Origin of the sequence: Bacillus sp. FSL K6-2819, assembly GCF_038008305.1 — a bacterium.
GTDB lineage: Bacteria > Bacillota > Bacilli > Bacillales > Bacillaceae > Bacillus > Bacillus amyloliquefaciens.
Genome location: NZ_JBBOYV010000001.1, coordinates 1,803,089 through 1,826,870, shown reverse-complemented (window position 1 = coordinate 1,826,870; position 23,782 = coordinate 1,803,089). Strand labels below are relative to the sequence as shown.

Genomic DNA, 23,782 nt, shown 5'->3' with positions numbered 1-23,782 from the left:
GGGATTTTTCACATAGGTCATTTTCTAATATGAAAAAGGAGTTCTGAAATAGAAGCCTCCTTTTTCAAAAGCGCATTATTTTTCTTTATAGCGAAAATATTTGAAGTCGGCCGGAATATGATTACCGCTGGTATCTTGGCATTGCATCCCTACAAAGGCTCCCGTGAAGAATCCTCCTCCACGGATGTAATCATCTGATAATTTTTTCGATTCCAATGCAATGTCAATTTTGTGCCAGTCTTCTTTGTTCAATGAATAGAAATAATTGTATTTTTCCTTTTCAATTATCGCTTTTAAATATACATATTTGACTTCCGGAGGAATAACAATTTTATTTTTTAATGGTTGTGAAAAAGAAAAGTTATCACATATTGTTAATTCAAGAATACGGCCAAGTTCTTCATCATGCGTGACTTGAAGAGCCGTCCAGTTCTCTGTATTGTAATAGTTCACCAAACCAGCGGCTTGCTGAAAATTTTCAGGATAAAACTCAACAGCAGTTTCCGCTTCAAAATGGAAACTTTGCCACCGTCTGGCTACAAATGCCTGAGTAAATGTCGAGGTTAATGATTCATGACCGTATAATCGTAAATGATTTGGCACTTGAGTCAATGAACCTAATTCATTCGTGAATGGAATCCTTAACGTTTGAAAATTTATATTTAATTTTGAATCCTCAAATTCATCGACTTCCGGGTACGTTGCTTCAAACATGGTTTCGGGTATAGAAGGTGCTTCTGCCTCCAAGCTTCCTTCTTTTCCGCCTGCTACATAGGGCCATTCATCTTTCCAGTAAAGTTTTTGAATAGCTGTTTCTCTGCCCAAAGGACAATATCCTCTCTGCTGAAAAATGGAATCATCATCAGGATGAATAGGGCGTCCCGTTAAATGAGCTAAATACCACTCACCTGTATGTGTTTGAACAATGGATGCATGACCGCACTTTTGCAGCGGATTTCCCGGATCATGCCATGACGTTAAAATTGGATTATCGGGATGAACTTCATATGGGCCCTCAATATTTGCAGAGCGGGCAATTGTAGCAGCATGTTCGAACCGTGTTCCCCCTTCTGCGGTTAATAAATAATAATAGTTCCCGATATGATAAAGGTGCGGAGCTTCTGTCAGTTTTCTATCAGTGCCTTTAAATATCACTTTCGGTTTTCCAATTAATTTTTGCTCCTCATCAGAATATTCCTGCATGACAATGCCTCCGAATGAGTGCCGATCAATACGCTGATCCCATAACATATTTAATAAATATTTTTTCCCATCCGTATCGTGGAACAAAGACGCATCAAACCCCGAGCTATTTAATCTAATCGGCTCCCCCCAATCACCATTAATGGTTTCACAAGTAACTAAATAGTTGTGACAATCTTTCCATGCGCCCTCTACTACCTTAACATCCGTATAGATGAGCCAAAACTTTCCGTCGCTGTAACTTAAACATGGTGCCCAGACCCCGCCTGAATCAGGGTTTCCTTTCATGTCTAATTGTGAAACTCTCTGTAATGGATGGGCAACTAAGTGCCAATTCACTAAATCTTTTGAGTGGTGTATCTGGACTCCCGGAAACCACTCAAATGTAGATACAGCAATATAATAATCTTCACCAACCCTGCAAATACTCGGATCCGGATTAAATCCTTTAAGTACTGGATTGATAATCTTCATTTGGACTCCCCCTCAGCTGTTTTCTGTTGATTCATCATGTTTTAAGCTTTGAAATCATCAATATGATCCAAATAAACTTTGTCTCTATTCTCTAATTCCCGTACCATGTTTTTATATTTTTTCTCATCTAAGTTATAGAAATTAATATCAATCATAGCTAAAACCAGTAAGAACACGGGAATAATGGTTGTTGTAATTAAAATTCCAGTCAATGCCTCCGCCGTTTGCACCTGATTTGCCACATATCCAAACTTATCTAAAACCAGCCCCGGTACAACGCCTCCCAAGGCCATGCCGAATTTAAAGAAAAATCCGATAATAGCGTATATGAGCCCCCCCATTCTTTTCCCTGTTCTGTACTCTCCATATTCTATTGTTTCAGGAATCAGCGCCCACATATATCCCCCGGCAGTGAGACTTCCGGCAGCGGCAATTAATCGAAAGAAGAGTATAAGAAACACATTGCTTGGCGGAACAAACAGTAAAGCCAAGAGGCCGATCATATTCAGTAATAATGCATAGTTTAGTAATTTCTTCTTCCCCAATAATTGATGAAGCTTAGGTATAAACGGTAAAATGACCAAAGCAGGCAAACTTCCGATCAAACCGTACCACTTCACTAAATCCTCTCTTTCTAAGTTATACGTTACATAATAGATGCCAACTGAATTACTGATTGAATTCACTCCAAAAATTATAATAAAGAAAATACTTAATACAACAAGCGGACGATTAACACGAAATTGCTCAAATATATCCGTTAATTTAATTTTTTCTTCAGTTTTTTGAAGAGTGACACGCTCTTTTGTGCTTTTAAAACAAAAGATTAAAAGGCACCCGCCTATTATTCCCATAATACCCATGGTCAGCTGCCAGCCAAGGGATTCGTTACCCGAAGTATCGCTTAAATAAGCAGCCAGTAAAGGAACAAAAAATGCAACAACAAGTCCGCCAAGATTCGCAAATAACATACGGACAGAGGTTATACTAACAACTTCTTGATTATTTCTGGTCATTGCGGAAGTTAACGCGCCATATGGAACGTTTATCGTTGTGTATGTAAGCGACAAGCCGACATAGGTTATATAGGCATATATTAATTTCCCCATATCCGAAAAGTCCGGAGTTGTAAAACAGAGTATTGCCAGGATGACAAATGGAAATGCCCCGAATAAAAGATATGGTCTAAAGCGTCCAAACCTGCTATTTGTTCTGTCTACTATTGTTCCAATAAAAGGATCAGCGAGAGCGTCGATGATTCTGACCACTAAAAACATAGTACCGGCTGTTGCTGCTGATAAACCAAATATATCTGTATAGAAGAACAAAAGGTAAGTAGATACTGTTGCATAAATCAAATTACATGCAAAATCTCCAGACGCATATCCAACTTTTTCAACCATGCTAATCTTCTTTACATTTTCACTGAGCATGATTTCCTCTCCTTTTCGGCCCTTTAATATGGAACAGTGAGAAATGGAACACTTCTTTAAAAACACCAGACAGTAAGCGCTTTCAACAAAACGATAGAGATTACCTTTCACAGAGCATTTTCACCTGCAAATGATGATCGGCAAGCAGTACATTCATGATATTCCTGAAAAAGGATAAAAGCCTTTTTCATTTTGCCTCCAGCTAAATCGTGCCTCTTATCCCCCTTCCATCCATGTTTAAAAGATCCTTATCTCATGGACGATTAAAGTGAGTTTTGTTAGTTTGTTGCATGAACAAACTAACTTGATTTAATATTATAAAATCCTTTCGGCTTTTTCAATGTTTTTTTCAGAAAATTTAAATCTGGCTGAAATAAAATGATTCCTCCCCCTACTCCCCGTATTTCGGAGGAAACACCAAAGCTTTTTGGGAAAGTTTGCGGTCCCCCAATGATTATTATCTTCATGAAATGCATCTGTAACAGCGGTTTGTCCAAATGAGATAAGTTTGAATGAGACTGAAAACAATTAAAAACACCGATAGAATGAAACTATTGGTGTTTGGAGACATGTTTTTTTATGTTGCAGCGTTTATAATGATTCACTCTTAATAACGAGATAATATGTGAAAATCACATGTCCCTTAAAAAGTTAGCGGCAGTTCTTCGAGTGCTCGCATCAGAAAATTCCCTTTCCATTTTATTTGTTCCTTTCCGCCTTTTATCTGTATATTTGGACAGCGGCGTAATAAGGTGGAAATAGCAATCTTTGATTCTAAGCGGGCAAGCTGAGCACCAAGGCAAAAATGGATGCCATGGCCAAAAGCAATATGGCGGTTATTCTTTCTTTCAATATCAAACATGTCGGCATTTGGAAATATCTTTTCATCGCGGTTTGCTGATGCTAAGGAAATGATGATCACATCTTTCCGCTTAATTTCCTGCCCATGCAGTATAAACGGTTCAGCCGTCCAGCGAATCGTCGTTAACTCAACCGGGCTGTGAAACCGCAATGCTTCTTCTATGGCTGAGTTCATCAAATCCGGCTGCCGGAGGAGCTTTTCCAGTTGATCATGGTGACACATCAAAGCATATGTCATATTGGTGATTAAGTTTACGGTTGTTTCATGACCTGCAACGATAAGCAGCATAATCATCGAGTACAATTCTTCTGTACTTAATGGTGTGCCTTCACTTTCCGCCTGAATTAATGCACTGATTAAATCTCCTGCAGGCTCGCTCCTTTTTTTACGAACTAAGTATTCCAGATATTCAACAAATTCCCCTAACAAATGGTCATTCTCCTGAAGTCTTTCAGGGGCATCTGAAAAATCAATAATTGCTTGCGACCAAATTTTGAAATTTTGACGATCTTCCAGGGGAATACCAAGCATTTCACTTATGACGATAATCGGCAAAGGGAACGCATAATCGTCCACTAGGTTCATGAATTTGCTGGGCTGTACTTTATCCAATAAAGAATCTGCTATATGTTGGATTTTGTCTTCCAGCTGTAAAATCATCCGATGAGTAAATGCTTTCTGAACAAGAGTTCGCAAGCGATTGTGATCAGGGGGGTCTGAATTAAGCATATGCTTTCTTAAAGGCCCTTCATTCTTAAATAGAACAGGTCGTTTCTCTTCTTTTGCGGTAAATACATTTTCATAGTTTTTCTTTAATTTTTCATTCTTTAATAACTGTATTGCATCATCATATCTCGATATAAGCCAGCCTTCCCCAAGACTTCCTAAAGATAATGGGCAGAGAGGGCGGGATTTTCGCAGTTCTTTATAAAAAGCATACGCTTCATCTTTAAATGCTCTGGAAGACAATTGACTTTCCGTCAAAACCGTTAAACTCTCGTTTTGTTTTGAAAACATTGATTCAACCTCCATCTCTATGAAAGGTTATGATAATCTTTAAATAAAATTTCTCAAAGAACGATCAGCAGCCCGTTAGCTAACCCTGATTAAAAATGATCTGTTACCACACTGTTACGTTAGAACTTCCACTACTTTGATATCCCTCTGTCGCTAAGACTTGGTAAGACCAATTACTGCCCAGATTCATTCCATGACTCTTCCATGCGTTAACATGATTGCTGAAAGTGATTGCAGCGTTGATTCCAGTTGGTCTCTTCGTCTGACGGACGCTCCAGTACTGCGTAAAAGTAGTGTTATCGCCATCAATGGAAGGTGCATTATAACGTGTCGTTGTATAGATGTCATATGTACCTCCATCACTGTTTACAGTACCTTTATACGTTCCGGTAGGTCTGTAAGTACCCCATGAATCCACTACATAATATTCGATGAGAGGTGATCTCGTCCAACCATATAAAGTCAAATATCCATTGCCATTAGGCGCCCAAACACCGGCATTATAGTTTATTGTCCTAAATGGCGAACCTGTAGTCCAACCTTTACCAACAACGAAATTTCCGGTATTAGACCAATTAACACTGTAATTTCCTCCAGATCCATTGACAGCGTTTACTGTTCCGCCCCCATCAGTCCAATTTTGCCAGTAGTCTGTGCCAGCTGCAGAAGCGCTTGCTGAAAACAAACTAATACTCATTAATGCTGCCGTTAATCCAACTAAGAAATTCTTTTTAAACTTAAACATATGTTACCTCCTATAAATTTTTCTGGCTTTGACATGAGGTTGCCCTTACGCCAAAGCTTTTGATCGTTCCCTTCAATATAATAGCACGAATCAACGAGTGAATATTATGAATATTTGTAATTTAATTACAAAGGCCTAAAAAATTATATTATAGGTGTCTTGTTTCCCCATGGCCTTACTTTTTTCGTGAAATCACAATTCTTGTTTCTAAATCTGAGAATATATGACTCTCTAATTATAGAAGCTATGATTGAAGAAACCGGGCTTGCAAATTCTTATGTAGAAGAATCGTTCCTTGAAGATGAATTGACAAACGCACTTGATAAATCAGGCGATTATGCAAGAGCAGTGCAATGAAAGGAATGAAGATCGCCCTATACCTGTCAAGGTTCGGCCACCGGTCAAAAACAAGGCAAAAAAAGTATAAATCAAAATTTTCATTTCAACATTTTTTACAAATTAACGGGGCGCCGATGTACAGGAAAATGAAAAAAACACCCGATGAAACGGCGGGGGACTTATAACCTTAATTTATTTATAAAGAATAAAAAGAAACCTTTCTATAACGCTAATAAACTCCATGCAAAATTCTTCACTAAGTATTATTTTGTGATGACTATTTTCAAGAACATATTTTAACTCTTGGATTGCATGTCTAACTTTTTTGGGGTTTTTCGATTTCTCTATATCTCCCCCACAGTGGACAATACAATTTCTAATATGGTTGGCATTAATAATGAAGTGCCATTCTTTAATATCATCAGGAAAAACTTCTTTCTTAATCTTTTTTATATATAAAGCTGCTCTGGTAATACCGTTACCCTGTAAATCTTCTAGCTTAATACTTGTCTCATCCGGCTGACCGCATAAGTCTATAATCTTTTCCTCTAAAAAAGAATACACGCTAATGAATAATGAATTTCTCATAATGGAAGGAAAGACATCTCTAAAATTGACTATTTCATCATAATGCCAGTCAACAAATTCTTCTTTTTCTTCATCACTGAATTCCTTCATAGACTCTTCAAAATCATAAATCTCCCTGCCGAGACTTTGCTCAATGTATCCAGCATACTCCCTAAACATCTCTAACTTCCCAGCAACCAAAAAATGAAATGACAAATTTTTAATATTATTCATAATCAATTACTCCTTTTTTTGACCAATTATAGCCTTTCAGGTATCAAAAGTAATCTGATTATGATGACAAAGCACCTCAAGAATACTTAAGTCGGTATGCTCTTGAATATCGTTTATGATGTCTCTAAGCTCTACTAACCTTTGAGACTTGTTTAAACATCCCTGTTAAGGCACGGACAGCACAATGATAGTTACTTTCTCTAAGCTTCTGTTTTCGAAGGGATTTCCACTCTGTCAAATGGTAATAGGAATAGAGCTTGTTGTTCTCCCTGTTGTATCTCAAATTTTTGTGGTACTGCTTGTCGGTATCCCCCTTGTGCTTCTCTCACAATAACGCTCCGCCCAATCCACATAGCTGCGGCAATCAGGCGCGCTACATCTTTTAGGCGGCAGTACAATCCCCTCTATATATTCTTTCTAAACTGCCCCTACGATCAAGCGGTTAACCGCTAATCGTTTCCCCCCGCTGAATGGATGACATCGCAAAAGAACATAAAGTGAATTATTCTAAGTTACTTCAAAAGCCATTAAAGAACATCTAGGCATTCATAAAAATCCAAGGTTATAAAGATTTTTGCATTAAACAAAACCATTGAAATAAACAATGACAAGTGATACGGATAATGATATAAATTGAGCAGCCCACGGGTTGCTCTTTTTTATCAACTCCTTGTGCTAATCGCTTAATAAGAATTGCGCCTTACACATACTCCGAGAGGAAGCCAAGTACAGTAAGATCGCAGTAAAACGAAATTACTTCCCCGTTATGGCCGTCGCAGACTAGCTGCTATCCAGGCTCAGAATGTTCCTCTCGTTCGGCTTCATTCCTCAACACCTTTGTTCCGTATCCGGATACGCCATTGATAAGGGTTAGACGCGTCACCCTTGTTTTGTTGATAGGTTAAGTTTATCGACATTTCAAACATAAATAGTCCCCCAATTTTGTCGGGATTTTGTTGAAAAAAAACGCCCTGCTAAAAAAAACAGAGCGCAAAAAGCTATTTTATTAACGTGTTACTGTAAACTCAGACGTAAACCAGTCTCCATACCAAGTGTCATAATCACCATACTTGTAAGCTTTAAAGAGAACTTTAAATTTCCCACTTTTCCCTTTTCCTAAAAAGTCACTAATTAATATCTGTCTATCAATATTACCATTGGCATCAATGGTACCTCTTCTTTCTGCGAGTAACTCATGTTTGTTAACATCATTAATCATTAGTTGATAGGAGAGTTTCTTAGAATACTGGGTTTGAATGTTTATTCCGATATAAGTATCAGTTGAAGGATAATTACCTGAACGATCTGTTGTAATTTTAGCTTTTACTCCATTATGTGTCTCCCACCCGGAAGTTGCTGCAAAAGCCTGTCCAGGTTTAAAAATTCCTAAACCACCTAAAGTCAAAGCAAAAACAGCGAAAATCATCAAAACTTTCTTCATGCTTCTCATCTCCTTTTTTTATTTACACTTTTATTAAACCAATTTTTTCTAACAATAACCATATTTTTCTTGTCATTTTAGTGAATTTTTCGTCAATTAATCCCAAGTGCTGTGGCAATATGAGGATAGCACGCTGTTTTTTTCATAATAGGTATCCTTCTTCATGCCAAGTTCCATATAAATATGAATGTCTTTCACCTTTACCAGCTGTCAGGTACTTCTTCTCGATAATCAAACGTTCCTCATCATCCAAGATGTTTTTTAAAGCACATTCCATCTGCTTCACCTTTAGTTCATTAACGGTAAGCGAATCTCGGAGGGAAGGGAAAATGTTAATATCGGTAGATGAACACTCTTTTTATTTTCTAAGTGGACTTTGAGCGCGCGATAATTTTTCAATTATTTGATAACTATTTTACGGACAGCCTTTTCGTCCACATATTCCTTTGACATCTCTTCTCTCCATTCATTCATTTTTCTTGTTCCTATTTATGGATACCTCTTCCTGAATTTTCATCCAAATTAATAGGGAATCAATGATGAACAGCTGCATCAATGAAATATGTACAAGAACGACTGGGCCATAAGAGTATTCAAGTGACGTCAAATATTTACTCACATCATCAAAAAAATTGACAGAGATTCAATGAATAAGTACGAGGATTATATCTCCACAATTATGAAGTAATTTTTTATTGATTTTTTGTGGGTGTTTTGTGGGTGTTTTGTGGGTGATACATGATTTATATTAAGTTATTAAACTTGTTAATAAACCAAAAAATCCCCTGACACCAAGAGTGCCAAGGGATTGAGAGATTAATATTGAGACATGTATTGTTCGCGCTCCCACGGATGAACCTGTGTGCGGAACATATCCCATTCGATTTCTTTTGCTTCGATGAAGTGTTCGAACAGGTGCTCGCCGAGAGCTGCAACCATAACTTCGTTTGATTTGAATTCATCGAGAGCTTCCGCCAGTGTCGCCGGAAGATCTACGATTCCGTTTTCCATGCGCTCTTCTTTGCTCATAACGTAGATGTTGCGGTCAATCGGAGCCGGCGCTTCAAGTTTGTTTTTGATTCCGTCAAGACCTGCTGCAAGCAATACGCTTAACGCCAAGTACGGGTTTGCCGCCGGGTCTACGCTGCGGACTTCAACACGCGTGCTGATGCCGCGGGAAGCCGGGATACGGATCAGCGGGCTTCTGTTTTGCGCGCTCCATGCCACGTAACAAGGTGCTTCATAGCCCGGAACAAGGCGTTTGTAAGAGTTCACTGTCGGGTTTGTGACAGCTGTAAAGCTTGTCGCGTGTTTTACAATACCGGCAATGAAGTGTTTTGCTGTTTCACTCAGCTGAAGATCAGCGTCTTTATCAAAGAATGCGTTAACGCCCTCTTTAAAGAGTGATAGATTACAGTGCATACCGGATCCGTTTACGCCGAACAGCGGTTTTGGCATGAATGTCGCATGCAGACCGTGTTTGCGGGCAATCGTTTTGACAACCAGTTTGAAAGTTTGGATGTCGTCACAAGAACGGATGGCACCGGCATATTTAAAATCGATTTCGTGCTGACCCGGAGCAACTTCATGGTGAGATGCTTCGATTTCAAAGCCCATTTCTTCAAGTTCAAGCACGATATCGCGGCGGCAGTTTTCTCCCAAGTCGGTCGGAGCGAGGTCGAAGTATCCGCCTTTATCATTCAATTCAAGCGTCGGTTCGCCTTTTTCGTCTAATTTAAACAGGAAGAATTCAGGCTCAGGTCCAAGATTGAAATCGCTGAATCCGAGTTCTTTCATTTCTTTCAGAATCCGTTTGAGGTTGTTACGCGGATCACCTTCGAACGGCGTGCCGTCCGGATTATAGATATCACAGATGAAGCGTGCTACTTTACCTTTTTCAGCCGTCCACGGGAAGATGACAAATGTGTTCAGATCAGGATATAAGTACATATCAGACTCTTCGATGCGGACAAATCCTTCGATGGAAGAACCGTCAAACATACATTTATTATCAAGTGCTTTTTCAAGCTGGCTCACAGGAATTTCTACGTTTTTAATCGTTCCGAGAATGTCTGTGAACTGAAGGCGGATATACTTTACGTTTTCCTCATTTACTAATTTTACGATGTCTTCTCTTGTGTACTTTGCCATTTCGTAAAACTCCTCCTCTAAAAGGTAAATGTATATAGCAAAACAGTTGCTAACGGATTAATGAAAGAATCGGGACATGTCACCTTGGCGGAAAGTATTCCCCCGCTGGAAACGGCCTGCCTGCATCAGTTCGTTTTTCAAAAGCTTTCTGAGTTCATCATCAGACAGATCATGCTTCATCGGTTTGGCCGTTTTGGATTTTTCTTCCGGTTCGGCAGATGCCTTATCCAGAATTTGTTTGATACCAGCCATATTGACGCCTTGTTCAATCAAATTTTTGATTTCTAACAGTTTATCTACATCATGGAATGAAAATAATCGTCTATTCCCTTCGCTTCTCGCTGGAAATATCAGTCCATTTTCCTCATAATATCGAATTTGCCGGGCAGACAGTTCTGTTAACTGCATGACAATCCCAATCGGAAATAAAGGCATTGAGCGGCGAATATTATCACTCATCTCAATTTCCCCCTTTTCTTATCTTAGTCTCATTATAGGTGATGTTATATTTTGTGTCAACACAATGTAAGGAAACTTAACATCTAATTCTTTGAAAATTGCAAACGAATTAGATCAGCCCTTTCTCCATTAAAGCATTTACGGCGCTGCAAATCGCATTTTTCACGTGCGCATAAGTTAATCCCCCTTGGACATAAGCAACGTAAGGCGGTCTGATAGGGCCATCTGCTGATAATTCAATGCTTGCTCCCTGTACGAAAGTGCCCGCTGCCATGATGACATCGTCTTCATATCCCGGCATATAGCTCGGATACGGCGTCACATGCGCATTAATCGGAGAAGCATATTGTATCGCCTGGCAAAAAGCGATCATCTTATCAGGGTCCTGAAACTCAACTGATTGGATCAGATCCGTTCTCGGCGTATTCCAGGCCGGGTTTGACGTAAAGCCCAGCTTTTCGAGAAAACGGGCGGTAAATACCGCTCCCTTCAAGCTTTGCGCCACTACATGCGGAGCAAGAAAGAAACCTTGATACATTTCCTGCAATGAATAAAGCGAGGCGCCGGCTTCACTTCCGATTCCCGGTGAGGTCATCCGGTAAGAGCAGGCTTCAATCCACTTGGCTTTTCCTACAAGATAGCCGCCCGTCTTGGCAAGGCCGCCGCCCGGGTTTTTAATTAAGGAGCCGGCCATAAGATCCGCACCGACGTGGCAAGGTTCCCGCTCTTCCGCAAATTCTCCGTAGCAATTGTCCACAAAAACAATGACATCTTCTTTGATTTCCTTTACGAAACGAATCATTTCTTCAATTTCATTTATTCTGAAGGACGGACGATTCGCATATCCTTTTGAACGCTGAATACCGATCACTTTCGTATTCGGACGGATTGCAGCCCGGACCGCTTCGAAGTCAACCTTGCCTTCTGAGGTTAAATCGACTGCATTATACCCGATTTGAAATTCCTTAAGCGAGCCTGAGTACTCCCCGCCTCTCACCCCGACGATTTCTTCAAGTGTATCGTAAGGCTTGCCTGTTATATAAAGCAATTCGTCTCCGGGTCTCAGCACACCGAACAGCGCGATTGAAATCGCGTGCGTCCCGGAAATGATTTGCGGCCTCACCAGCCCAGCCTCTCCTCCGAACACATCAGCATAGATCTCTTCCAGTGTATCTCGGCCGATGTCATCATAGCCGTACCCGGTTGAAGGCGTAAAATGCGTATCGCTTACTTTATGCTTTCTGTAGCTTTGCAAAACTCTCCATTCATTCCGTTCACTGATCTCTTCTATTTTTTTATGAACGGCGGCGATTTCCGCTTCTGTTTCTTCGGCGGTTTTTTGTAAAAGAGCGCCGTGTGTCAGTGTCTCAAACATGTTGTGTATACCTTCCTTACATGAATTTCTTCAGTTCTCCAAGTATGCTTTGTTCTTCTTGTACGTACCCCGAGACTTCGTATCGCTCATTTTCTTCATTAAAATAAAGGCCGTCGATCATAGTCTCTGATTTGATGCGTGACATCAATTTGCCTTCAGCCGCAGGCACATGAACTTCATACGCCGTCATCAGCTCCCGGCGTAAATAAGCTTCGATTTCCGCTTTTAGTTTCGCTTCATCCCCGGCGATTCTAGCGCTGATCATAATGTGGCCTTCCCCTGCTGTCGGAATGAAGTCAGGAAATGTTTCATCCCGTTTGTTATAAGCGGTCAACACCGGAATATCATCTGCCTCAAGCTCTTTTAACAGGCCGAGAACAGTCTGTTCATGCCCGGCATAATCTTCATTGGAAGAATCAATGACATGAATGATCAAGTCCGCTTCCTTCACTTCCTCAAGCGTTGAACGGAAAGCGGCAATCAGCGTGGTCGGGAGATCTTGAATAAAGCCGACCGTATCAGACAGCAGGACGCTGTAGCCGCTCGGGAGCGCCATCTTTCTCGTCATCGGATCAAGTGTTGCAAACAGCAGATCTTCTTCATAGCTGTCTGAGCTTGTTAATTTATTAAACCACGTTGATTTCCCGGCATTGGTATACCCGACAAGCGCCGCCTGAAGCACGCCATTTTTCTTGCGTCTCTCCCGGTAACGGCTTCTGTGGCGGATAACCGTTGACAGCTGTACGTTAATTTCGTGTATGCGGTTTCTAATGTGGCGCCGGTCTGTTTCAAGCTTTGTCTCACCGGGCCCTCTCGTCCCGATTCCGCCGCCTTGTCTGGAGAGATTGATTCCTTGTCCGCTCAGATGCGGCAGTGCGTATTGTAGCTGGGCTAATTCGATCTGAAGCTTTCCTTCCCTCGTCTTCGCCCTTTTTGCGAAAATATCCAAAATAAGCTGCGTGCGGTCGATGATTTTCGCTTCAATTGCCGTGGCGAGTGATTTAAGCTGACTCGGTGACAGTTCATCATTAAAAATGACCAGATCCGCTTCAAGCTCTTCACACAGCGCCTTCAGCTCGTCTACTTTCCCCTTGCCTATATATGTAGCGGCATCCGCTCTGTTCCGTTTTTGCGTAATCCGGGTCAGCACCGTTCCGTCAGCCGTTTTTGTCAATGAAGCAAGCTCGTCCATCGAATGGTCAAAGTGCTCGTCGGTCACGTGCGGAAGCTGGCAGCCGACCAGAATGACCGTTTCTTTTTTTTCTTCCTGTTCGTTCAAATGGATGTTCCTTTCTGTGTCGTATTGGGCAGTAGTACTATCATACCAAACCCGCAGGGCGTATACCACACATCCGGCGGGTTTTAAAGAGAGAAATAAAAAAGAGGCCTCTCAGACCGGCTGAGAGGATTATTCATGAGCTGCCGTCTCATCTTTTATAAATAAATCCTGGCTCTTGATCGTCATCAGATCGTTTTTTAAGTATTGGTCTCCCATTAAAAGCCTCATGGCCTGAGCGCGGATTGATTTTTCAATCACATTTCTGACAAAGCGACCGTTGCTGAATTTAATGGGGCTTGTCGTGCTTTTTACTGTCATTAAGTAATCTTTTAACTTCCATTCGGCTTCCTGACTTAATTGATACTCCCGTTCTGCTATCATGCGCTTGGCAATGTCCATCAGCTGAGTGACAGAGTAATCCGGAAAATCAATGCTGATAGGAAAACGCGATTGCAGGCCGGGGTTTAATGAAAGGAAATGTGTCATTTCTCTCGAGTATCCTGCCAGAATCAGGATAAATTCATGTTGTTTGTCTTCCATATGCTTGACAAGCGTATCGATCGCCTCTTTACCGAAATCCTTTTCTCCGCCCCTTGCAAGTGAGTACGCCTCATCAATGAATAAAATGCCGCCGAGCGACTTTTTAATCAGATCTCTCGTTTTTTGCGCCGTGTGTCCGATGTATTCACCGACCAGATCAGCACGTTCTGCTTCGATCAGATGTCCTTTTGAAAGAACGTTCATTTCGAAGAAAAGCTTGCCGATCAGTCTCGCGACGGTTGTTTTCCCGGTGCCGGGATTCCCTTTGAACATCATATGAAGAGCTTGTTTCCCGACTTTCAGCCCTTGTTCGGCCCGTTTTTGATTGACGAAGATCCATGCGTAAATTTCTTTAATGTTGCGTTTCATCTCTTCCATTCCCACTAATGTGTTCATTTCTTTTTCAATTTCTTTCAGGATGCTGTGCTTGGCTTCATTTTTTTGCAGGGCGGCCTGGTATTCCGCCTCAGCTTCCGCATTTGTCAGCACTTGCTTTTGGCCATTAAGAATGATGTTAATTTGTCCGTTATTTTTATAGGTTACAGCGCGCTCCAACATGCTCACCTCTCTGTTCTCTCTTTATCTTATTCATGATGAAGACGTTCTGTGACATCCGCCTACATCATGAGGCCCGTTTTCTCCTATATCTGTCACATTTTCCGTTCTCTTCGGGAATGATGCTGAATCCTGCGCTTTCCCGAGAAATATTTTTCATTTCTTATTGTATTCAGCTGAAACGGGGGGACAAACCATTTATTTTTATTTTCCGGGAAATGTTAGGCGGATTTCTTATTTTTCTCATGAATGACAGCCGTACAAGCACCTTTTGAATCTCATCATATGCTGTAATGAGGTGATGGAGAATGGTTAAAATTTTTATAGACCCTGGTCATGGCGGAACTGATTCAGGTGCAACCGGGAACGGCCTCCAGGAAAAAGCGGTCACTCTGGAGATCGCGCTGGCTTTGCGCACAATTCTGACGGATGAGTATGTAGGGGTTTCTGTCATGATGAGCAGGACAAGCGATAAGACGGTCAGCCTGACGGAAAGAACAGATGCCGCCAACAGCTGGGGCGCAGATTATTTTTTATCCATTCATATTAACTCAGGAGGCGGAACCGGATTTGAAAGCTATATTTACCCGGGAGTCGGAGCGCCGACCTCGACTTACCAATCAGCCGTCCACACACAAGTGATCCACGCATCAGGTTTTCATGACCGCGGAAAAAAAACAGACAACTTCCATGTGCTGCGGGAGTCAAATATGCCGGCGATTTTGACGGAGAATGGTTTTATTGATACGACAGCTGACGCAAACAACCTGAAAACATCCAGTTTTATTGAAAGCCTTGCAAGAGGACATGCCAAGGGCTTGGAGCAAGCTTTCAGTCTAAAAAAAAGGCTGACTTATATAAAGTGCAAATCGGCGCTTTCAAAGTGAAAGCAAATGCTGATGCGCTTGCCGCCAATGCGGTGTCTAAAGGTTTTGATGCAATAGTGCTTTCAACAGGCGGCTTATTTAAAGTGCAGATTGGCGCATTCTCTTCCAGAGATAATGCTGAATCGTTAGCAGAGCGGGCAAAAAAAGCGGGATTTGATACCGTCATTACACTAAACTAACGAAAAACCCCTGTTCTCCCTTTTTTAGGAGGAACAGGGGTTTTTCTGTTATTGAAGAATATCGGCGACAAACTGTGACCAAGTTTCAAGACGCTGATACACGTCTTGTTCTTTTAATTCGCTCACTTTCATCCAGCGGCCGGCGATCTGATCTTTTTCTTTCACTTCGACTTGCGCTCCAGACGCTAATTGGAGCGCAGAAAGGATGCCGATATGTACCTTCCCTACATTGTTTTCATCATCGTTGATTAAACCGAGTGTGACAATGTTTTGTTTGTCCTCCTCACGAATGTACAGTTCTTCCGCCAGCTCCCGGTCGGTATTCTCTTTCAGCACCTCTGAAAAAGAAGCCGCCCCTTCCATAGGATTCATGTGTCCGCCGAAACCGAGGGAAAGCTTATTATGGAGGCGCGATTCCCCGCCGCCCGCGAGCCGTTCATACACAAACACCTCATCATCACGGCGGATGACGACATATGGAATCGGCTGTTTAAAACGCGGGTCCTCTTCCGCGTCGCCTCTTCTGATGTCAAAAAAATGCTCCTCAATTTGAGCCATGATCTTTACGATACATTCATCTTCGCTGTTGACTCCCTGAAATGCCAGCGTTTCATTTTGAAAGACGTCGCTTCGCGGTGCAGCCAAGATGATTTCATCCATTTTATTCATGTCCGTTCCTCCTGTCTTACCTCTCCATTCAAGCCAAAAGAGCAGATATTATATCTGCTCTTCATCTTGGCCGAAATAAAAATCTTCGTCTTTAATCGGTTCTACCGTCGCTTTTTTGTAGCCGTTCCCTTTCATGGAGAAGAAATCATGTGATTTCGTTTTGGTGTTTAATCCGTTTAATACGATCGGATTAATATCCTCTTCTTCAAAGTAAGGATCGAATCCTAAGTTCATCAACGCTTTATTGGCGTTATAGCGGATAAATTTCTTTACGTCATGAGACAGCCCGACTTGGTCGTACAGATCCTCGGTATACTCAAGCTCATTATGATAAAGCTCTTCTAAAAGCTCAATCGCAAATTCGCGGAGTTCCGCTTTTTTCGCTTCTGTTTGTTTATTGTATATTTCTTGAGCAAGCAGTCCGACATAGACACCGTGGATCGCTTCATCACGAAGAATCAGGTTGATGATTTCACCGCTTTGCATCAGTTTGCCCTGTCCGTAGAAATATAACGGATAATAGAAACCGCTGTAGAAAAGGAAGCTTTCTAAGTAAACGGAAGCGACCATCGCTTTAAACAGCGAAATCTCATCATCTTTTTTTATGGCGCGGTACAGTCCGACGACGGTGTGGGCTTTTTTCTGCAGGTATTTATTCTGCTTCACCCATTCAAACACTTCGTTGATCGTTTCAGTCGGAGCAAGCGTCATAAAAATATTTGAATATGATTTTGCGTGCACCGCGTTTTCCATCATCGCCATGAAATTAAGAACCGCTTTTCGCTGATGGCCTTCTACGTGCTCGGCCACAATCGGCATGCCCGTGTTCCCCTGCTCTGTATCAAGCAGTGTCAGGCCGGCGAGAACCTTCATGTACGTATCCTGTTCATTTTTACCCAAATACTTCCAAGTGAGAAGATCGCCGTTTAATGCGATCTCTTCCGGAAGCCAAAACTGCTTTACGTTTTGGTTGTAAAACATTTGGGTGAAATCATCTTCATGCTTTGACCAGTTTGCTGCGTCATAAATTTTTGTCACTGTAAACTCTCCTTTAATCAAACAACACAAGAAAGACAGCTGTCCTGCCCGGTATCTTTCGTTCTTGCATAGTAAATGGTTTTGATGCCTCTATGGTGGGCATACAGATCAATACGGTTCAGATCACGAGTTGTCATCGTATCTTTCAAAAACAGGGTGAAGCTGATTCCCTGATCGATATGCTGCTGGATTGTCGCGATCATATCCACCACTTTGAACATGTCCATATCATAAGCTTCTTTGTAGAAGAACCAGTTATTAGACGCTAACCCCGGCATCGGGTAATACGTTTTTGAGTTTCCGTATGTTCTTTCTTCGATCCGTTCCATAATCGGCATAACGGATGCCGTGCTGGATTGGACGTAGGAAATGGAGCCTGTCGGCGCGATACACAGTCTGTAGCTGTGGTACATGCCGTTTTCAGCGACAAACGCCTTCAGCTCTTTCCAGTCTTCGATTGTCGGAATGTGCATGCCTTCAAAGAGCGCAGCAATTTTTTCGTATGCCGGCGAGAACTCTTTCTCGATGTATTTATTGAAATATTCTCCCGTTGCATAAGTGGAGCCTTCATAATGCTCAAACGTTTCGCCTTTTTCTTTCGCAAGCTCAGCTGAACGCTGGATGGAATAAAAGTTTACCATCATAAAGAACGTATTCGCGAAGTCTCTTGCTTCCGGGCTTTCATAAGCGATGCCGTTTTGGGCAAGGTAGCCGTGCAGGTTCATCGCGCCTAAACCGATCGATTTCATCGCTTTGTTCGCGCGTCTGACTGCCGGCGCGTTGCGGATATCCGTCGTCTCGGACACATGAGTCAGGGAATCCGTCGCAAGTTTCACCGTGCGCTCAATCGATTTATGTTTCATGACATTCAAAATATTTAAAGAACCCAGGTTGCAGGAAATGTCCAGGCCGATTTCATCTTCTTCGTCATAATCTGTGTAAGCTGAAACTTGTGACGCCTGAAGCACTTCAGAGCAAAGGTTTGAGAATTTCACTTTTGAGACGTGGTTATTCGCGTGCTCTTTATTTACGTTGTCCTGGAACATAATGTACGGATAGCCTGACTCAGAGCGGAGAACGGCAAGCTTTTCAAGCAATTTGCGCGCATTCACTTTTTCTTTTTTGACGCGCGGATTGTCGACAAGCTCCTCATACATCGCCGTCATGTCCATTTCGTCCATATGCTGGCCGTATTCTTTATAAATCGTATGCGGATAAAAGACATAAGCGGCTTTATCCTCTCTCGCAAGCTCGACGAACTTGTCCGGAATCACGACGCCGATGGAAAGGGTTTTAACGCGGACGTCTTCATCAGCCGAGATTTTTTTCGTATCAAGAAAATCATTAATATCCCGGTGGAAAATGTTCAGGTATGCCGCGCCTGAGCCTTGTCTTTGCCCCATTTGGTCAGCATAGCGGAACGCATTATCAAGAAGTTTCATCACGCCTACGACGCCTTTTGTGGCATTTTCCACATCTTTAATCGCTTCGCCTTTGGCACGGAGCTTCGACAGGTTAAGTGACACGCCTCCTCCGAGCTTCGAAAGCTGCATGGAGATGTCGATCGCTCTTGAAATATCATTCAGCGAGTCATTGACTTCCAAAAGGAAACAGCTGACCAGCTCGCCGCGGCGTTTGCGTCCGGCATTTAAGAATGTCGGCGTGCTCGGCTGATATTCCTGGTTAATCATTAAGCGCACATAGTCTTTCGCTTTTTCCGCGTCGCCGTTTGCAAAAAACAGGGCCACGATTGAAATTCTGTCCTCGTAACGCTCAAGGATTTTTTTCTTATCATTCGTTTTCAATGCATAATCGTTATAAAATTTAAAAGCACTCATGAAGGATGGAAAACGAAATTTCTTCGCGTAAGCTGTCTTGAAAACATCTTTTATCTCTTCAAACGAATAGAGGCTCAAAAACTCTTCTTCGTAATATTGATTTTCAATCAGATAATCCAGCTTCTCTTTCAAATCGTGAAAGAATACCGTGTTTTGATTGATATAGTCAACAAAATAGCTATGTACAGCCTCTTTATCTTTATCAAACTGGAATTTTCCATCTTGTTGGATCATAATTTCGTTATTTAACTGAATCCATTTTGGCACTTGGTTTTGTGACAACTTTTTCTACCTCCTGAGTAAACAATTCAACGTCTTTCGCTGTGCCGCTGAGTTCAAATTTAAGAAGGACCGGCACCTGATACTGCTTTGAGATCGTGTCGGCGCTTTTGGCAAAATTCTCACCCCAGATTTTATTTCCGCTCGCTGCGACTCCTTGCAGAAGATGGGCGTTTTTTTCAAGAAATGCCTGCGTTGATGCCGGCACCTGTCCGAAGTTTGTCGTGTAGGTCACCAGTACAAACGGAGTGTCCAGATCTTCAATTTCGTCCACCTTGCGGATCAGCTGAAAGTCTGTTTTATTCACAAAACGCTGAACATTCCCTGTCTTTGAATCAAATATGATTTGAACCATCCATATCACGACCTATCAAAAATAATGAATCTCTTAACACTATATATAGTATACTAACCTCTCAGAAAAACACAACATATTGAGATCGATTTATAAAAAGTTCATATTTTTGAAAGAGCGGACCTTGGTTCTGCCCCGATTAACGCCCAAAAAAGAGAGCAGAACGAGAATCATCTCTCATCCTACTCAAGGTGTCATGTGTAAGCCGATGTCTATCATAACATGAAAAAAAACTGCTTAGTAGTCTAGACTTTTATTCTTATTTTTTGTAAGAATCACATTTTTTTTCGCTTTCAACGGTTTCTTCTATTTCCACATCAGCACCGATTTCTTTCAGTACGGATTTCAGAGCGCTTGTAATGGAAGCCTCTCTGATCAGTTCTTTGCCGTCAACGATGATGCTGGTTCCATATTCATAGCAGGAATCATCTTCACAGGTTTCTTCCCAATGGTTGATTATCACCTTGTGTTTCAATCGTCTCACCCTCTGCATGATCAATGTCAGTACCTAGTGTAGCTTGTGCGGCCTGCTTTGTAAATTCGAACGCTTGTGAAATTTATTCAAGCTCATCCAGCGCCGTTTCTTTTTTCAGTTTGATTTTATTCGTTTTTTCATCGTAGCGGTATATTTTCATGTAACCGTCCTCAACGACGCCGAAATGGTTATGTTCCAGCTGCACCGTGCTTTCAGTCTGCGGTTCGGTATCCGTTGAGCCGCCGTCATGATCCGTCACCACCGTCTCATGATTGCTGCATGCTCCAAACAGCAAAAAAACAGCGATCCAAACGAGCGTAATCCTGATTCTTCTCAGTTCATTCTCACTTTCAAACATGGTGTTCCGAGCCCCCTTTTATGTTTCCGATCTCCAGCCGGCAATATACAGGCGCGCATAAAAAAAGACCATGCTTCATGGTCTTTGGCAAAAAAGTCTATTCAAGCTCAAGCTGAACGTTTTTTTGCGGGGCGAACGTGGAGATGGCATGTTTATAAATAAGCTGCTGCTTCCCCTCCGTTTCGAGCAAGACGGTAAAGTTATCAAAGCCTTTTACCTGGCCGCGAAGCTGAAAGCCGTTGAGTAAAAACACCGTGACGAACGTATTGTCTTTTCGGATTTGATTCAAAAACTGATCTTGAATATTAATCGGTTTCATGTTTCGTCCTCCTTGGTTCTCAATACAATACTGTTTCGATTAAATTTCCAGTTTTCCTGCTATACACTCGAAAATTTCCTTTATTTTCTGTTCGATATCCACAGGCGGGGTCATATCGGTCCATGAGACGGACATTTTATTGCGAAACCAGGTCAGCTGGCGTTTCGCATAACGTCTTGAATTTTGCTTTAATTGTTCCACAGCCTGAGGGAGCGGCACTTTTCCATCCAGATATTCATACAGCTCTTTATAGCCGATCGCCTGAATCGATTGGCTGTCCCGGATATTCATATCATACAGCCGCTTGACTTCAGCAAGAAGGCCGGCTTCCATCATCAGGTCAACACGATCGTTAATCCGGCCGTACAGCACTTCTCTGTCCATTGTAAGACCGATGAGTACCGCATTGTAAAGCAGCTCCCGTTTTTGGGTTTTAAGATGCTCTGACATTGTTTTTCCTGATATGTGGAGAATTTCGAGCGCGCGGATGACTCTTCGCGTATTATTTTGATGAATGGCCGCCGCCGCTTCCGGATCGGCTGCCGCAAGCTTGGCATGAAGAGCTTCCGCCCCTTCTTCTGTCGCCAGTTTCTCCATGCGCTCCCGGAATACAGGATCACCGGAGTGTTCAGTGAACGTATAATCATACAGCACAGACTGAATGTACAGACCAGTCCCTCCGACAATCATCGGGAGCTTTCCTCTGCCGGCAATCTCGCTGATTTTTTCCCTCACCATTTTCTGATAATCCGCCGTTGAAAAAGTGTCGGACGGGTCCAAAATATCAATCAGATGATGCGGCACGCCTTCTGTCTCTTCTTCGGTGACTTTGGCCGTACCGATATCCATCCCCTTATATACCTGCATGGAATCTCCGCTGATGATTTCCGCATTCAGCATTTTTGCGAGTCCGATGCTCAGTTTTGTTTTTCCGACTGCCGTCGGGCCGACGAGTATGACGACAGGCTGTTTTGTATTTTTCAATATGTATCACTCTCTTTTATAAATCTCCCCCTGATTATAGCATTCATTTCTCCAGGCACCTATCCATTTTGCCCTTTTTTCTGAGCGCTAAACGTCAATTACCACCCGAGCGGCTCGTTGCCGACAACCTCTCTCGTTTTTCCTTTGAGCTTGTGGTGGTGTGTTTTCCGGTCTTGCTCCCGCGGATCGTAAACGACCCCGCCGTAGCGGATCTGAATCGGCTCATTGTAAGCGGCAATGGTGGTCTCTGCAAGCTCATGATAATGTGTTCCGTCAACCCTCGGAATGGCAGGGCCGGAAATACCGTAATACCTATGGAAATGGCCGTTTTCAAAAGAGGTGATGCCCGAATAAAAATGTGTATGCTCATCTGTATTGCTGCCGTTCTCCGGCTGTGAAAAGCCTTCGATCAAATGGTAATGCCCCTGCACTACATCCGTTACAGCCCGGTATGCGTGTGTATGCGGAGGTTTTTTTGACCAGTCGGACTGATACAGGCCCACAAAAGCTCACTCCTTTATTTTTTTGATAAACGCCCAATCAAAAATTGGTGGGCTGAATACTCTGTTATCATCTCAAATTTATTCTTGGAGGTACCTAAATTATGAATGAAGAATACGCATACGCAGCAGATAGTGATATGAGACAGTTTGGACGTCCTGGATTTGGTTTTGGCCGGCCGGGATTCGGGTTCGGACGGCCGGGTTTTGGTTTTGGCCGGCCTTGGTTTGGCCGCCCTTGGTTTGGCCGCCCTTGGTTTGGCTATGGATTCGGACGTCCGTTTGGATTTTTCGGCGGTCCGTTTGCCGGAGGGCTTGTCGGGGGTCTGGTCGGAAGCGCCTTATTAAATCCGTATTTGTACGGGGGTTACGGCTACCCTTACTATCCGTATTACTACTAAGACAATCAAAAAGGGCTCCTTTCAGGGGCCTTTTTATATAGGCCGAATGTCTTGACTTGCCGGGTAAAGTTCGGATATTATTTTATTTTACTGCCTTAAACAAAAGGCATGAAGATGATGATGAGAGGGGGATTGGATATGATTCTGGGTTATATCTTCCTCACAATTGCTATTTTATCAGAGTCAATGGGTGCGGCCATGCTGAAGGTCTCCCGCGGATTTACGCGGTTTGTGCCGAGCGCACTTGTAGTGGCTGGCTATTCATTGGCCTTTTATATGCTTTCACTGACACTGAATCTCATTCCGCTCAGCTTATCCTATGCCACATGGAGCGGGGCCGGAACGGTGCTTGCGTCCATTATCGGAGCGAAGTGGTTTCATGAAAAACTGGACAAGCAGGCTGTTATCGGGCTCTTTTTCTTATTGGCCGGTGTCATTTTGATGAATTGGTAGAAAGGAGAGGCATGATAATGAAAGGATTACTCTGCTTGGCATTAGCCATTGTATCAGAAGTGTTCGGAAGCACGATGCTGAAGCTGTCGGACGGTTTTACCCACCTATGGCCCGCTCTCGGCGTCATTGCCGGAATCGGAGCCTCTTTTATGTTTTTGAGCTTCTCTTTGAAAAGCCTTGATTTATCCACCGCATACGCGACATGGTCAGGTGTCGGCACGGCTTTAACGGCGATTGTCGGCTTTATCGTTTTTAAGGAGGCCATGACAGTCAAAATGATGATCGGTCTCGTTTTGGTCATCACAGGCGTTATCCTGCTGAACCGTTCCAAGTCTCAAAAAGCTAAAAAAAATCAAACGGCCCGGAGCTGACC

Annotated in this window: 23 protein-coding genes and 2 pseudogenes; 4 read left to right on the top strand and 21 right to left on the bottom strand. The window is 42.5% G+C overall.

Going from position 1 to position 23,782, the window contains the following annotated elements:
* Positions 1–75 precede the first annotated feature (75 nt).
* The 12 genes and pseudogenes from xynB to spoVK form a co-directional block, all read right to left on the bottom strand.
* Complete coding sequence (gene xynB / locus MHH91_RS09250) at positions 76–1,677, bottom strand: xylan 1,4-beta-xylosidase (RefSeq protein WP_014470368.1); 1,602 nt, start codon at positions 1,675–1,677, stop codon at positions 76–78.
* Positions 1,678–1,718: 41 nt separating this feature from the next.
* Positions 1,719–3,110, bottom strand: a complete 1,392-nt coding sequence (locus MHH91_RS09245) for an MFS transporter (protein ID WP_014470369.1) — start codon at positions 3,108–3,110, stop codon at positions 1,719–1,721.
* A 643-nt stretch (positions 3,111–3,753) separates the two neighbouring features.
* Positions 3,754–4,989, bottom strand: coding sequence for a cytochrome P450 family protein (locus MHH91_RS09240; protein WP_014471852.1), 1,236 nt, complete (start codon positions 4,987–4,989; stop codon positions 3,754–3,756).
* Positions 4,990–5,092: 103 nt separating this feature from the next.
* Positions 5,093–5,734 carry an endo-1,4-beta-xylanase XynA gene (xynA, locus tag MHH91_RS09235; protein ID WP_014470371.1) on the bottom strand — a complete coding sequence of 214 codons (642 nt, stop codon included), beginning with the start codon at positions 5,732–5,734 and terminating at the stop codon, positions 5,093–5,095.
* 531 nt (positions 5,735–6,265) lie between these two features.
* On the bottom strand, positions 6,266–6,874 hold the full coding sequence (locus MHH91_RS09230) for a histidine kinase (protein WP_014470374.1): 609 nt from the start codon (positions 6,872–6,874) through the stop codon (positions 6,266–6,268).
* Between the two features lie 1,006 nt (positions 6,875–7,880).
* Positions 7,881–8,315, bottom strand: a complete 435-nt coding sequence (locus MHH91_RS09225) for a hypothetical protein (protein WP_014470376.1) — start codon at positions 8,313–8,315, stop codon at positions 7,881–7,883.
* Positions 8,316–8,409: 94 nt separating this feature from the next.
* Positions 8,410–8,714, bottom strand: a pseudogene (locus MHH91_RS20820) (ArpU family phage packaging/lysis transcriptional regulator); the annotation flags it as partial.
* Positions 8,715–9,131: 417 nt separating this feature from the next.
* Positions 9,132–10,466, bottom strand: a complete 1,335-nt coding sequence (gene glnA, locus MHH91_RS09220; protein WP_013352363.1) for a type I glutamate--ammonia ligase — start codon at positions 10,464–10,466, stop codon at positions 9,132–9,134.
* A gap of 57 nt (positions 10,467–10,523) precedes the next feature.
* Positions 10,524–10,925 (bottom strand): MerR family transcriptional regulator, encoded by a 402-nt coding sequence (locus tag MHH91_RS09215; RefSeq protein WP_013352362.1) that lies wholly within the window; start codon positions 10,923–10,925, stop codon positions 10,524–10,526.
* Positions 10,926–11,034: 109 nt separating this feature from the next.
* Positions 11,035–12,300, bottom strand: coding sequence for a methionine gamma-lyase family protein (locus tag MHH91_RS09210; RefSeq protein WP_013352361.1), 1,266 nt, complete (start codon positions 12,298–12,300; stop codon positions 11,035–11,037).
* A 16-nt stretch (positions 12,301–12,316) separates the two neighbouring features.
* Positions 12,317–13,579, bottom strand: a complete 1,263-nt coding sequence (gene hflX, locus MHH91_RS09205; RefSeq protein ID WP_014471848.1) for a GTPase HflX — start codon at positions 13,577–13,579, stop codon at positions 12,317–12,319.
* 129 nt (positions 13,580–13,708) lie between these two features.
* Positions 13,709–14,677, bottom strand: coding sequence for a stage V sporulation protein K (gene spoVK / locus MHH91_RS09200; protein WP_038462785.1), 969 nt, complete (start codon positions 14,675–14,677; stop codon positions 13,709–13,711).
* A 305-nt stretch (positions 14,678–14,982) separates the two neighbouring features.
* Here spoVK and MHH91_RS09195 point away from each other — a divergent pair.
* Positions 14,983–15,740 (top strand): annotated as a pseudogene (locus MHH91_RS09195) (N-acetylmuramoyl-L-alanine amidase).
* A 48-nt stretch (positions 15,741–15,788) separates the two neighbouring features.
* On the opposite strand, the gene MHH91_RS09190 reads toward MHH91_RS09195, so the two are convergent.
* The 9 genes from MHH91_RS09190 to MHH91_RS09150 all read right to left on the bottom strand — a co-directional run bounded on the left by MHH91_RS09190 (position 15,789) and on the right by MHH91_RS09150 (position 22,558).
* A complete protein-coding gene (locus MHH91_RS09190; RefSeq protein WP_013352357.1) occupies positions 15,789–16,409 on the bottom strand; it encodes a hypothetical protein in 621 nt (206 codons plus the stop codon).
* A 48-nt stretch (positions 16,410–16,457) separates the two neighbouring features.
* Positions 16,458–17,447: a class 1b ribonucleoside-diphosphate reductase subunit beta gene (gene nrdF, locus MHH91_RS09185; protein WP_013352356.1), complete on the bottom strand. Its 990-nt coding sequence runs from the start codon at positions 17,445–17,447 to the stop codon at positions 16,458–16,460.
* 17 nt (positions 17,448–17,464) lie between these two features.
* Positions 17,465–19,567 (bottom strand): class 1b ribonucleoside-diphosphate reductase subunit alpha, encoded by a 2,103-nt coding sequence (gene nrdE / locus MHH91_RS09180; protein ID WP_013352355.1) that lies wholly within the window; start codon positions 19,565–19,567, stop codon positions 17,465–17,467.
* Positions 19,527–19,919, bottom strand: a complete 393-nt coding sequence (gene nrdI / locus MHH91_RS09175; protein ID WP_013352354.1) for a class Ib ribonucleoside-diphosphate reductase assembly flavoprotein NrdI — start codon at positions 19,917–19,919, stop codon at positions 19,527–19,529. Before nrdI ends, nrdE begins: the two co-directional genes overlap by 41 nt.
* A gap of 259 nt (positions 19,920–20,178) precedes the next feature.
* A complete protein-coding gene (locus MHH91_RS09170) occupies positions 20,179–20,394 on the bottom strand; it encodes a hypothetical protein (RefSeq protein WP_013352353.1) in 216 nt (71 codons plus the stop codon).
* Between the two features lie 82 nt (positions 20,395–20,476).
* Positions 20,477–20,752, bottom strand: a complete 276-nt coding sequence (locus MHH91_RS09165) for a YmzC family protein (RefSeq protein ID WP_013352352.1) — start codon at positions 20,750–20,752, stop codon at positions 20,477–20,479.
* Positions 20,753–20,849: 97 nt separating this feature from the next.
* On the bottom strand, positions 20,850–21,071 hold the full coding sequence (gene hfq, locus MHH91_RS09160) for an RNA chaperone Hfq (RefSeq protein ID WP_003154064.1): 222 nt from the start codon (positions 21,069–21,071) through the stop codon (positions 20,850–20,852).
* A gap of 39 nt (positions 21,072–21,110) precedes the next feature.
* Positions 21,111–22,055 (bottom strand): tRNA (adenosine(37)-N6)-dimethylallyltransferase MiaA, encoded by a 945-nt coding sequence (gene miaA / locus MHH91_RS09155; RefSeq protein ID WP_013352351.1) that lies wholly within the window; start codon positions 22,053–22,055, stop codon positions 21,111–21,113.
* A gap of 98 nt (positions 22,056–22,153) precedes the next feature.
* Positions 22,154–22,558, bottom strand: a complete 405-nt coding sequence (locus MHH91_RS09150; RefSeq protein ID WP_014471846.1) for a YmaF family protein — start codon at positions 22,556–22,558, stop codon at positions 22,154–22,156.
* A gap of 101 nt (positions 22,559–22,659) precedes the next feature.
* Between MHH91_RS09150 and MHH91_RS09145 the strand changes: the two genes are divergently transcribed.
* The 3 genes from MHH91_RS09145 to erbB all read left to right on the top strand — a co-directional run bounded on the left by MHH91_RS09145 (position 22,660) and on the right by erbB (position 23,780).
* Complete coding sequence (locus tag MHH91_RS09145; RefSeq protein WP_013352349.1) at positions 22,660–22,956, top strand: hypothetical protein; 297 nt, start codon at positions 22,660–22,662, stop codon at positions 22,954–22,956.
* Between the two features lie 138 nt (positions 22,957–23,094).
* Positions 23,095–23,409 carry an SMR family multidrug efflux transporter EbrA gene (erbA, locus tag MHH91_RS09140; protein WP_013352348.1) on the top strand — a complete coding sequence of 105 codons (315 nt, stop codon included), beginning with the start codon at positions 23,095–23,097 and terminating at the stop codon, positions 23,407–23,409.
* Positions 23,410–23,426: 17 nt separating this feature from the next.
* Positions 23,427–23,780, top strand: a complete 354-nt coding sequence (gene erbB, locus MHH91_RS09135; RefSeq protein WP_014470379.1) for an SMR family multidrug efflux transporter EbrB — start codon at positions 23,427–23,429, stop codon at positions 23,778–23,780.
* Positions 23,781–23,782: the final 2 nt, after the last annotated feature.

Bases quoted from the DNA above. Each gene is read 5' to 3' on its own strand.
- xynB (WP_014470368.1), bottom strand. From the start codon at position 1,677: ATGAAGATTATCAATCCAGTACTTAAAGGATTTAATCCGGATCCGAGT.
- MHH91_RS09245 (WP_014470369.1), bottom strand. From the start codon at position 3,110: ATGCTCAGTGAAAATGTAAAGAAGATTAGCATGGTTGAAAAAGTTGGA.
- MHH91_RS09240 (WP_014471852.1), bottom strand. From the start codon at position 4,989: ATGTTTTCAAAACAAAACGAGAGTTTAACGGTTTTGACGGAAAGTCAA.
- xynA (WP_014470371.1), bottom strand. From the start codon at position 5,734: ATGTTTAAGTTTAAAAAGAATTTCTTAGTTGGATTAACGGCAGCATTA.
- MHH91_RS09230 (WP_014470374.1), bottom strand. From the start codon at position 6,874: ATGAATAATATTAAAAATTTGTCATTTCATTTTTTGGTTGCTGGGAAG.
- MHH91_RS09225 (WP_014470376.1), bottom strand. From the start codon at position 8,315: ATGAAGAAAGTTTTGATGATTTTCGCTGTTTTTGCTTTGACTTTAGGT.
- glnA (WP_013352363.1), bottom strand. From the start codon at position 10,466: ATGGCAAAGTACACAAGAGAAGACATCGTAAAATTAGTAAATGAGGAA.
- MHH91_RS09215 (WP_013352362.1), bottom strand. From the start codon at position 10,925: ATGAGTGATAATATTCGCCGCTCAATGCCTTTATTTCCGATTGGGATT.
- MHH91_RS09210 (WP_013352361.1), bottom strand. From the start codon at position 12,300: ATGTTTGAGACACTGACACACGGCGCTCTTTTACAAAAAACCGCCGAA.
- spoVK (WP_038462785.1), bottom strand. From the start codon at position 14,677: ATGTTGGAGCGCGCTGTAACCTATAAAAATAACGGACAAATTAACATC.
- MHH91_RS09190 (WP_013352357.1), bottom strand. From the start codon at position 16,409: ATGAATAAAATGGATGAAATCATCTTGGCTGCACCGCGAAGCGACGTC.
- nrdI (WP_013352354.1), bottom strand. From the start codon at position 19,919: ATGGTTCAAATCATATTTGATTCAAAGACAGGGAATGTTCAGCGTTTT.
- MHH91_RS09165 (WP_013352352.1), bottom strand. From the start codon at position 20,752: ATGTTTGAAAGTGAGAATGAACTGAGAAGAATCAGGATTACGCTCGTT.
- hfq (WP_003154064.1), bottom strand. From the start codon at position 21,071: ATGAAACCGATTAATATTCAAGATCAGTTTTTGAATCAAATCCGAAAA.
- MHH91_RS09145 (WP_013352349.1), top strand. From the start codon at position 22,660: ATGAATGAAGAATACGCATACGCAGCAGATAGTGATATGAGACAGTTT.
- erbA (WP_013352348.1), top strand. From the start codon at position 23,095: ATGATTCTGGGTTATATCTTCCTCACAATTGCTATTTTATCAGAGTCA.
- erbB (WP_014470379.1), top strand. From the start codon at position 23,427: ATGAAAGGATTACTCTGCTTGGCATTAGCCATTGTATCAGAAGTGTTC.